The sequence below is a fragment of the Acidovorax sp. LjRoot204 genome (genome assembly GCF_056175785.1).
In genome coordinates this window covers 1-10,258 of record NZ_JBGFFF010000156.1, presented here as the reverse complement: position 1 = coordinate 10,258, position 10,258 = coordinate 1, and the positions used below count along the sequence as shown (strand labels likewise).

The 10,258-nt window shown below is 64.2% G+C and carries 11 protein-coding genes; 4 read left to right on the top strand and 7 right to left on the bottom strand.

All coding sequences use genetic code 11. The annotated features are described in order from the left end of the window. On the bottom strand, positions 1 to 339 hold a 339-nt coding region (locus AC04MI_RS20480), incomplete at its 3' end, for a serine hydrolase (RefSeq protein ID WP_476498552.1). A 143-nt stretch (positions 340 to 482) separates the two neighbouring features. Between AC04MI_RS20480 and AC04MI_RS20475 the strand changes: the two genes are divergently transcribed. After that, positions 483 to 1,373, top strand: coding sequence for a LysR family transcriptional regulator (locus AC04MI_RS20475; protein WP_146871080.1), 891 nt, complete (start codon positions 483 to 485; stop codon positions 1,371 to 1,373). Between the two features lie 87 nt (positions 1,374 to 1,460). Here AC04MI_RS20475 and AC04MI_RS20470 read toward each other — a convergent pair whose 3' ends face one another. Beyond that, positions 1,461 to 3,089, bottom strand: a complete 1,629-nt coding sequence (locus AC04MI_RS20470) for a GAF and HD-GYP domain-containing protein (protein WP_146871081.1) — start codon at positions 3,087 to 3,089, stop codon at positions 1,461 to 1,463. A gap of 91 nt (positions 3,090 to 3,180) precedes the next feature. Here AC04MI_RS20470 and trhO point away from each other — a divergent pair, with 91 nt between their 5' ends. The 3 genes from trhO (at position 3,181) to AC04MI_RS20455 (ending at position 5,255) form a co-directional block, all read left to right on the top strand. Continuing rightward, positions 3,181 to 4,182 carry an oxygen-dependent tRNA uridine(34) hydroxylase TrhO gene (gene trhO, locus AC04MI_RS20465; protein WP_146871082.1) on the top strand — a complete coding sequence of 334 codons (1,002 nt, stop codon included), beginning with the start codon at positions 3,181 to 3,183 and terminating at the stop codon, positions 4,180 to 4,182. Continuing rightward, on the top strand, positions 4,179 to 4,850 hold the full coding sequence (locus AC04MI_RS20460) for a glutathione S-transferase (RefSeq protein ID WP_146871083.1): 672 nt from the start codon (positions 4,179 to 4,181) through the stop codon (positions 4,848 to 4,850). The genes trhO and AC04MI_RS20460 overlap by 4 nt, the downstream gene beginning before the upstream one ends. 186 nt (positions 4,851 to 5,036) lie before the next feature. Beyond that, positions 5,037 to 5,255: a hypothetical protein gene (locus tag AC04MI_RS20455; RefSeq protein ID WP_056067635.1), complete on the top strand. Its 219-nt coding sequence runs from the start codon at positions 5,037 to 5,039 to the stop codon at positions 5,253 to 5,255. 134 nt (positions 5,256 to 5,389) lie between these two features. Here AC04MI_RS20455 and AC04MI_RS20450 read toward each other — a convergent pair whose 3' ends face one another. The 5 genes from AC04MI_RS20450 to AC04MI_RS20430 are packed head-to-tail and all read right to left on the bottom strand — an operon-like array spanning position 5,390 to position 9,931. Further along, positions 5,390 to 5,926, bottom strand: a complete 537-nt coding sequence (locus tag AC04MI_RS20450; protein WP_436078644.1) for a disulfide bond formation protein B — start codon at positions 5,924 to 5,926, stop codon at positions 5,390 to 5,392. A gap of 56 nt (positions 5,927 to 5,982) precedes the next feature. Continuing rightward, positions 5,983 to 7,107, bottom strand: a complete 1,125-nt coding sequence (locus tag AC04MI_RS20445) for a sulfate/molybdate ABC transporter ATP-binding protein (RefSeq protein WP_099730044.1) — start codon at positions 7,105 to 7,107, stop codon at positions 5,983 to 5,985. A 13-nt stretch (positions 7,108 to 7,120) separates the two neighbouring features. Beyond that, on the bottom strand, positions 7,121 to 8,023 hold the full coding sequence (gene cysW / locus AC04MI_RS20440; protein ID WP_476498551.1) for a sulfate ABC transporter permease subunit CysW: 903 nt from the start codon (positions 8,021 to 8,023) through the stop codon (positions 7,121 to 7,123). Then, positions 8,020 to 8,889 (bottom strand): sulfate ABC transporter permease subunit CysT, encoded by an 870-nt coding sequence (gene cysT, locus AC04MI_RS20435; RefSeq protein WP_476498550.1) that lies wholly within the window; start codon positions 8,887 to 8,889, stop codon positions 8,020 to 8,022. Before cysT ends, cysW begins: the two co-directional genes overlap by 4 nt. Positions 8,890 to 8,926: 37 nt before the next feature. Then, entirely contained in the window at positions 8,927 to 9,931 is a 1,005-nt protein-coding gene (locus tag AC04MI_RS20430) for a sulfate ABC transporter substrate-binding protein (RefSeq protein WP_056067832.1), read from the bottom strand. Positions 9,932 to 10,258: the final 327 nt, after the last annotated feature.

Sequence of the window (10,258 nt, the reverse complement as noted above, 5' to 3'; positions counted from 1 at the left end):
ACCATCGCCCGCGCGCGGGCCGCTGACGGGCGAGTACGCCACCACGTCGGTGGCCGGGTAATGCACGCGCGCTTCCAACCGCTCCTTGCCCTGGTCCACCAGAGCCAGCATCCAGCCGGCCAACACCAGCTTGAAGGTGCTGGCCATGGCAAAACGCTCGTCCTGCCGCCAGCCCAGCGCCAGGCCCGACCCGGTGTCCAGCATGGCCACCCCCAGACGGCCCTGGGCGGCGCGTTCGATGCTGGCGAGGGCATCGTTCCATGCGCTGGCGGTCTGCTCGCGGCGGTCTGAGTTGCTGGCAGCTGCACAACCCCATAAAGGCATGGCCGTGGCGGCCATCAAACCCAAGGAAAACTGTCTTCTTTGCATATCGATTGAAAGCGTAGTGGGGAACAAGGCCCGAACAATACGAGAGTTCAGCCCCCAGCACCATCGACAATAATTGCCAAAAGCCCCAAGAAAAACTTTGACCTTTTGGCAATATGCACCTGCCGCTCAACGCCCTGCGGGCCTTCGAGGCCGCGGCCCGCCACCTGAACCTCACGCGCGCCGCCCAGGAGCTGCACGTGACCCAAACCGCCGTGAGCCAGCACATCCGCAAGCTGGAGGACCGGCTGGGCAAGCCTCTGTTCCGCCGCCTGCCACGCGGCCTGGCGCTGACGGACGAAGGCCAGGCCCTGCTGCCGGTGGTGGTGGAATCGTTTGGCAACCTGCAGCGCGCCCTGGAGAAGCTGGGCGACACCCGCCCGCGCGAGGTGCTGACCGTGGGCGCCGTGGGCACCTTCGCGGTGGGCTGGCTGCTACCCCGGCTGCGCGACTTTCAGCAGACCTGCCCCTTTGTGGACCTGCGCCTGCTCACGCACAACAACCGGGTGGACATGGCGGGCGAAGGGCTGGACTACGCCATCCGCTTTGGCGACGGCGCATGGCACGGCACGCAGGCCGACCGCATCATGGATGCGCCCATGTCCGTGATGTGCTCGCCCGCCTTGGCCCGTGGCCTGCGCACGGTGGCCGACCTGGCGCGCCAGCCCTTGCTGCGCAGCTACCGCACCGACGAATGGACGGCCTGGTTCGAGGCTGCGGGTGCGCCCTGCCCCGTGGTGCGTGGCGCGGTGTTCGACTCGTCCCTGACGCTGGCCGAGGCGGCGGCGCAGGGCGCGGGCATGGCACTGTTGCCAGTGAAGATGTTCGCGCGCGAACTGCAGCAGGGCCGCCTGGCGCAGCCCTTTGCACAAGAGCTGCACCGGGGCGCCTACTGGCTGACCCGCTTGCAATCGCGCACCACCACGGGGGCCATGGCGGCGTTCCGGGACTGGCTGATGTCACAGGCCAGCGTCACAGTGGGTGCCGGGACTGAAGAATTGGGATGATTTTGGCCGGTAGCGCTAGTGGATCATGCGCCAGAAGCTATCAATTACATAGCAAACGTACGCCGTGATGCACGGGGTGCAGCGGTGTCAAAACCCCATCGCCGCCACATCCACCCCGTCCACCTGCCCTGCATCCAGAAACTGCTGGCCATAGCGCAGGTACACCCCTTCGCGCACAAACACCTCGAACAGGTCGGGGTCGATGTGCCCGTTGTCCCGCATCCTGCACATGATGGCCAGCGCCTGCGACAGGGTCATGCCACTCTTGTAGGGCCTGTCTGCGGCCGTCAGCGCCTCAAAGATGTCGGCAATGCCCATCATGCGGGCCTGCAGCGACATCTGCTGGCGCGTGAGGCCACGCGGATAGCCCTTGCCGTCCATGCGTTCGTGGTGGCCCCCAGCGTATTCGGGCACGTTTTGGAGGTGGCGCGGCCAGGGCAGCGTCTCCAGCATCTTGATGGTGGCAACGATGTGGTAGTTGATGGTGTCGCGCTCGGCCTGGTTCAACGTTCCGGACCGGATGGTGAGGTTCTCCACTTCCTCCCCCGTCAAAAAGCTCGTTTGCACACCCTGCGGGTTGCGCCAGTGACGCATGGCGGCAATATCGCGCACACGCTGCTGGTCTTCGGGGCGCATGGCCTCGGTGCCGGTGTTGCTGCGGCGCAGAAACTCGCGGTCTTCCTCCAGCGCATGGATCTCGTGCTGCAGGGCCTGCAGCTCCTGGCCTTCAGCCCGCGCGTCCACCACCGCACGCAGCGCCAGCTGGCGGCGCAGCGCGGCCAGTTCGGCATCGCGCTTGAGCACTTCAAACCGCGTGTCCACCAGGCCGATGCGGTCGTAGATGGTCTGCAGCTTGGTGGCCTTGTCCACCACGTGCACAGGCGTGGTGATCTTGCCGCAGTCGTGCAGCAGGCCCGCCATCTTGAGCTCGTAGCGGTCGCGATCGCTCATCTTGAACGCGGCCAACGGCCCCTCGCGGGTGGCATCCACAGCCTCGGCCAGCATCATCGTGAGGGCGGGCACGCGCTGACAGTGGCCGCCGGTGTAGGGCGATTTTTCGTCGATGGCCAGGTTGATGAGGTTCACGAACGACTCGAACAGGCGTTCGAGCTGCGTGATGAGCAGCCGGTTGGTGAGCGCAATGGCCGCCTGCGAGGCCAGCGACTCGGCCAGGCTCTGGTCGGCCTGCGAGAAGGTGATGACCTCGCCCGTGTCCGGGTCGCGCGCATTGATGAGCTGCAGCACGCCGATGAGTTCGAGGTCGTGGTTCTTCATCGGCACCGTGAGGAACGACTGCGACCGGTAGCCCGTGCGCTGGTCAAACGCGCGTGTGCCCGAAAAATCAAACCCTGCCGCGCTGTAGGCGTCGGCAATGTTCACCGTGCGGTCGTGGATGGCCGCGTGGGCCGCCACCAGCGAATCATTGGGCCCGCCGTCGGCCGTGCGCAACGGTAACAGCGGCAGGTCGATGGGTTTGCCCGTGGTGCCCCCCAGGTTGATGCCCAGCGAGTCGGTTCGCAATATCTCGAACTTGAGCGCCGACTGGTCTTCCGTCACGCTGTAGAGCGTGCCGCCGTCGGCCCCGGTGATGGTCTTGGCGGCCTCCAGGATGTTCTCCAGCAGCCGGTCGATGTCCCGCTCGCGCGAGAGCGCAGCGCCAATGCCGTTGAGCTGCTCCAGCCGACGGAACAGATTGAGAGTGGATTCCTTGCTCATGCGACCACCTTGCAAGCAGCGTTGGTAACCCCGCATCGTAACGAAAGGTGACAGCTATCATCCCCCTTCCTGTTTCAAAAACGCCTTTTTCGTGGACTCGGTCACACCCCGCTATCTCACTGCCGCGCTTTATCAGTTTGTGGACCTGCCAGACTTTGCCGCCCTGCGCGAGCCCCTGCAGTCCCTGTGCGACGCGAACGGCGTGCGCGGCATGCTGTTGCTGGCGCCCGAGGGCATCAACGGCACCATTGCGGGCGAACCGCAGGGCGTGCATGCGGTGTTGGCCTGGCTGCGCAGCGATGCGCGCTTTGCCGCCCTGCAGCACAAGGAGGCGCTGGCCGAGCGCATGCCCTTCTACCGCATGCGCGTGCGCCTCAAGCGCGAGATCGTCACCCTGGGCGTGCCAGGCCTGAACCCCGCACGCAACGCAGGCACCTATGTGAAGCCCGAAGACTGGAACGCCCTCATCGACGACCCGGGCGTGGTGGTGGTGGACACACGCAATGACTACGAGGTGGGCATTGGCACGTTTGAGCGCGCCATCAACCCGCACACGCAGACCTTTGCAGAGTTTCCGGCCTGGGTAGAAAAAGAGAAACAACCCGGCGGCGTGCTGGCGGGCAAGCCCAAAGTCGCCATGTTCTGCACTGGCGGCATCCGGTGCGAAAAGTCCACCGCGTTCCTCAAGTCACAAGGCTTTGACGAGGTGTACCACCTGGAAGGCGGCATCCTCAAGTACCTGGAAACCGTACCCGAAGAATCCAGCCGCTGGCACGGCGACTGCTTTGTGTTCGACGAACGCGTGTCCGTAGGCCATGGCCTCGCACCGGGCCACCACCAGCTGTGCCGATCCTGCCGCATGCCGCTGGGCGAAGCCGAGTTGCAATCACCGCACTACGTGCCCGGTGTGAGCTGTCCGTATTGCCACGGCACCCGCACACCCGAGCAGGAACGCGCCCTGGCCGAGCGCGAGCGGCAGATGCAGCTGGCCCGGCAGCGTGGGCAAGAGCACATCGGCGCGCAGCAACCCGGCCGCCCCACACGCGCTGTGGCCAAGCACGCAGAGGACGATGGCATGGATGGCACAACATGACCGCCCTGCCCGTCCTGTACTCGTTCCGCCGCTGCCCCTATGCCATGCGCGCCCGCCTGGCCCTGGCCGTGAGCGGCCAGGTTTGCGAACTGCGCGAGGTGGTGCTCAAAAGCAAGCCCCAGGGGTTGCTGCAGGCATCGCCCAAGGGCACGGTGCCCGTGCTGGTGTTGCCCAGCAGCCAGGTGCTGGAGCAGAGCCTGGACATCATGCTGTGGGCGCTGCGACAACACGACCCTGAAGGCTGGCTCACCCCCAGCCATGGCAGCCTGGAAGACATGCTCGCGCTGATTGCTGAATGCGATGGCCCGTTCAAGCAGGCGCTGGACCGGTGCAAGTACCCCAGCAGATACCCGGACGCTGACATGGACGCGGAACACGCCCAAGCCGTGGCCTGGTTGGGTGCGCTGGAGGCGCGTCTCTCACCACATCGGCCTTACCTGTTCGGCACCCACGCGGCCCTGGCCGACATGGCGATTGCGCCTTTTGTGCGGCAGTTTGCAGGCATTGATGCCGACTGGTGGACCGCACAGCCGTGGCCCCGCCTGCAGGCCTGGCTGGCGCAATGGCAGGCCAGTCCGCTGTTTGGCCAGGTGATGCCCAAACTGCCCGCATGGGTTGACGGTACACAAGGCGTACCGTTCCCGCATGGCACCGGTATGCCAGGCTGAAGCTGTCGCACTGGCCCGCTTGAGATTGGTGCTTTGGGTACCATCTCTTCTACAAAACACCATGCTCCGTGACGCTAGAGGTTGCCACGGAGCAACCCCTCTTCGCTTCATGCAAAGCACAGCCTCCTCAGGGCTTTACCGCGCAGAGCCATCTCCAAGCCACCCCATCGACCCTGTAGCCCCTGCATGAAAATCATCGACGAAATGTTGAACCTGGACCTGCTCACCCACGAGCAGCACCTGCAAATCAGTGCATGGATCGCGCGCTCCGCGTCGCCGGAAGAGATATTGCAAATGCCTGCGCCACTGTGGCAGGCCGTAGAACGCGCCAGCCAGACCATGGGCATCAACGAAGACCTTCTGCGTCCGCCCTCGCTGGACGCAGGGGACATGGTGCTTGGATAGCCAACCTTGTGCGCTTTCATGCGACCAGGTGGGACTGCGCTCGGAGCAGGAACACCGGCGCTGGCAGCCCTTCCCATAACGAAAAAGGCGCTCCCTGGAGCGCCTTTTTCATGCAAGCCCATGCCTCACAGGCATCAAGCCATCGAATAACCAGAGCCTCGCTTGTTGCCACCCTTCAGCGCCCGCACCAACACAGCCAGCAGCACCAAGCCAAACCCCACGAAGCAGATGAACGACCAGTTGGCAATCGAGCCACCCAGGAAGGTCCAGTCGATCGCAGTGCAATCGCCCGAGCCCCGGAAGATCATGGGGATGGCGCGGCTGATGGGGTAGTTTTCGATCATGCCGTAGAAGTCGCGGCCGCAGGTAGCGATCTCCGGCGGGTACCACTGCAGCCAGCTCTGGCGAGCCGCCACAAAGGCGCCAAACCCGGCAGTGATCACGGCCAGCACCGCCCAGCTCATCCACCAGCCCCGATTGCCTCGCGCACTCGCCAGGGCCGTGAATACAGCAACACCAATCAGCGCGTAGCGCTGCACGATGCACATGGGGCAAGGCTCCAGGCCCACCACATGCTGCAGGTACATGCCAAACGCCAGCATCGCCACACAGGCCACGCTGATCAGCGCCAGCACGCGACGCGGGGCCTGATCAATCCAGTTCAACACCATCATTCTTGTCCCTCGAAACCGCAGGTTACCCAGAGAGGCCTCGAAGGAGAAGCAACTCAGATACCGGCGGCGTGATCCAGAAAAACGCGGGCGCGGCGTGGTGTCACCACCAGCGTCTCACCCTCCTTGAAACCCATGTCCTTGAACTGCTGCGCAGGGATCTGCGCTTCGATCAGGGATTCTGGGGACGCATTGTCCGCTGGTTTGTGATCGTCGGTCGGAATAAGTTCCAGGCGCGCAATGGGGCCCACCACAATGGCGCGGCTCAGCTGGGCCACGATGCCACGGGGACGGCCTTCGGCGTCCAGGCCCGCGCCGGGGGAGTAGCGCTCCACGTCCAGGTCGTGCGGACGCACATAGGCAAAGGCCTTGGCGTTCTGCGCCGCCTGGTGCTCGGGCGAGTCGAGCTGCATGCCGTCCAGGTGCACCAGGCCTTCATGGGCGCGGCCGTGGAACAGGTTCACGTCGCCCAAAAAGCCGTACACAAACGGGCTGGCAGGCTGGTCCCACACCTGCTGGGGCGAGCCGCTTTGCTCGATCTTGCCCTGGTTGATCACCACCACGCGGTCCGCGACTTCCAGGGCTTCTTCCTGGTCGTGGGTCACGAAGATGCTGGTCACGTGCAACTCGTCGTGCAGGCGGCGCAGCCAGCGACGCAGCTCCTTGCGCACCTTGGCGTCCAGCGCGCCGAAGGGTTCGTCGAGCAGCAGCACCTTGGGCTCCACCGCCAGCGCACGAGCCAGCGCAATGCGTTGGCGCTGGCCGCCCGACAGCTGCGAGGGGTAGCGCTCGGCCAGCCAGTCCAGCTGCACCAGCTTGAGCAGGTCCATGACCTTTTTCTTGATCTGTGCTTCGCTGGGGCGCTCGCTGCGGGGCTTCACGCGCAGGCCRAAMGCSACGTTCTCGAACACCGTCATGTGGCGGAACAGCGCGTAGTGCTGGAACACGAAGCCCACGTTGCGCTCGCGCACATGCACGTCGGTGGTGTCCTCGCCGCTGAAATGGATGGTGCCCACATCGGCCGTCTCCAGCCCGGCAATGATGCGCAACAGCGTGGTCTTGCCGCAGCCCGAGGGRCCGAGCAGCGCAATGAGTTCGCCGGACTGGATGTCCAGGCTCACATCGCGCAGCGCCTGGAAGTCGCCGAACTGCTTGCTGACGTTACGGATTTCRATGCTCATGTTCTGTTTTCCTTCACACGCCAGCGGGCGCGGGGCGCTCGGGCGGCAATTCGGCGGCGGCCTTCAGGGCTTGTTCTTTGCGGTGTTCGGCAATGGTCTTGATGACCAGGGTGACCAGGGCTAGCAAGGCCAGCAGCGAGGCCGCAGCAAACGCAGCCACGGACTGGTACTCGTTATAGAGAATTTCGACGTGCAGCGGSATSGTGTTGGTCTGSCCRCGGATGTGGCCCGACACCACCGACACSGCRCCRAACTCGCCCATGGCSCGCGCGTTGCASARGATCACGCCRTACAGCAGGCCCCACTTGATGTTGGGCARGGTCACGYRCCAGAAGGTCTGCCAGCCGSTCGCGCCSAGCACGATSGCGGCCTGCTCCTCGTCGKTGCCCTGCGCCTGCATCAGCGGGATGAGCTCGCGGGCGATGAACGGAAAGGTCACAAACACGGTGGCCAGCACGATGCCGGGCACGGCAAAGATGATCTTGATGTCATGCGCCTGCAGCCACGGACCAAACCAGCCTTGCGCGCCAAACATCAGCACATAGATCAGGCCCGCCACCACGGGCGACACCGAGAACGGCAGGTCCACCAGCGTGGTCAAGAAGGCCTTGCCCTTGAACTCGTACTTGGCAATGCACCACGCGGCTGCCACGCCGAACACGAGGTTCAGCGGTACAGCGATCAGCGCAGTGATCAGCGTGAGCTTGATGGCCGACCAGGCATCGGGCTCGCGCAGGCCTTCCAGGTACGCGCCAAAGCCCTTGCGCAGCGCCTCTGCAAACACGGCGGCCAGTGGCAGCACCAGGAACAGCAGCATGAAAGCCAAGGCGATGGCGATCAGCGTGTAGCGGACCCAGGGCGCTTCGGTCGTGCCCGCCTGGGCGCGGCGAATGGTTCGGGAGTTGTTGCCGCTCATGCTGGTGCCCCCGCGTGACGGCGCTGCCAGGCTTGCAGCGCGTTGATGATGAGCAGCAGGATGAAGGAGATGACCAGCATCACCACAGCCACGGCGGTGGCGCCGGCGTAGTCATACTGCTCCAGCTTGCCGATGATGATGAGCGGCGTGATCTCCGACACCATGGGCATGTTGCCCGCGATGAAGATCACCGAGCCGTATTCCCCCACCGCCCGCGCAAACGCCATGGCAAAGCCGGTGAGCAGCGCTGGCGYGATGGAGGGCARGATSACCTTGGTGAAGGTCTGCARSCGCGTSGCGCCCAGSSASGTGGCGGCTTCYTCSAGYTCCTTCTCGGCGTCTTCSAGCACSGGCTGCACSGTGCGCACCACRAACGGCAGGCCGATGAAGATSAGCGCAATCACRATGCCCGCAGGCTTGAACGCGAGCTGGATGCCCATGGGCTCCAGAATGCTGCCCACCCAGCCGTTGCCTGCCAGCAGGGCCGTGAGCGAGATRCCKGCCACSGCSGTGGGCAGCGCRAACGGCAGGTCSACCAGCGCATCGACGATSYKCTTGCCCGGGAACTTGTAGCGCACCAGCACCCACGCGATCAGCAGGCCAAACACCAGATTGACCAGCGCCGCGAGAAACGATGCGCCAAAGGTCAGCCGGTACGACGCCAGCACGCGCGGCGCGCTGATGGCCGCCCAGAACTGGTCCCAGGTGAGCGTGAAGGTCTTGAAGATCAGTGCCGACAGCGGGATCAGCACGATGATGCTCAAGTAGAAAAGGGTGTAGCCCAGTGACAGCCCGAAGCCGGGCAGCACGCGCTTGGGCGCGCGCCGTCCGGCCGGGGCTGCGGCCACAGCGGTCGCAGTGGTCATAGATGCAGTGGTGAGTCGGGAAAAGCGCTGGGCCTATTTACTTGGCGCCGGGCGTGTACAGCTTGTCGAACTGGCCACCGTCATTGAAGTGCACCTTCTGCGCTTCGGTCAGCGAGCCGAAGTACTTGGCCACCGTGAACTGCTTGAGCGGCTTGAAGGTGTCGGCGTACTTCTTGAGCACGGTCTCAGAACGGGGGCGGATGGCGTGCTTGGCTGCGATCTCTTGCGCTTCTTCCGAGTACAGGTAGTCCAGGTAGGCCTTGGCCAGCTGGGCCGTGCCCTTCTTGGCCACGGTGCGTTCCACCACGGCCACGGGGTTTTCAGCCACCACGCTCACCGAAGGGTAGATGGCATCGACCTTGCCCGCGCCAAACTCGCGGTCGATGGAGACCACCTCGGATTCGAAAGTGATCAGCACATCGCCCTGGTTGCGCTGCAGGAAGGTGGCCGTGGCATCGCGGCCGCCCTTGGCCAGGATAGGCACGTTCTTGTACAGCTTGCCGACAAACTCGGCGGCCTGCGCCTCGGTGCCACCCTTTTCACGCACGGCGCCCCAGGCGGCCAGGTAGGCATAGCGGCCGTTGCCGCCGGTCTTGGGGTTGACCACGATCACCTGCACGCCGGGCTTGATGAGGTCGTCCCAGTCTTTGATGTTCTTGGGGTTGCCGTTGCGCACCAGGAACAGCATGGTCGAAGTGGTGGGCGATGCGTCGTGCGGGAACTTCTTGGCCCAGTCCTTGGCAACCACGCCGTTGTCCGCCAGAAACTGTACGTCGGTGGTGGTGTTCATGGTGACCACGTCAGCAGCCAGGCCGTCGTTCACGGCACGGGCCTGGGCGCTGGAGCCGGCGTGCGACTGGTCGATCTTCACGTCCTGGCCGGTGGTCTTCTTGTAGTGCGCAGCGAAGGCCACGTTGTAGTCCTTGTAGAACTCGCGGGCCACGTCATACGACACATTGAGCAGCGAATTTTGAGCGGCAGCCATGCCGCTCGCGGCCAGGGCCAGAGAGGCCAGGAGGGTCTTGAGTTTCAAAGAAGTCATGGTGAAGTCGCCCAAAAAATGCAGGAGATTCCGCATTGTGCGGACCACCCCTTAAAACTCAAAAGAATATATTCTTGTTAATTAATCGAGAATTGGCATATAAGCATCTCGAAGGGCGTGCCGGCGCCATGGCCCCAAACCGCACACCAGCTGCCCGGGCCTGACATTTCGGTTCCTGCAGGCTCCAAGCGCTGGTAACACATGCGCAGACAGCTATCAATTAGACAGCAATCAGGCGGCGGCCGGAGAAACCTGCGAGTACCCTGCAGCTGGCTGGATGGTGCTGTGGTCGCCCTCCAAAGACTGCAGCAACGCCCAGCCCAGCGG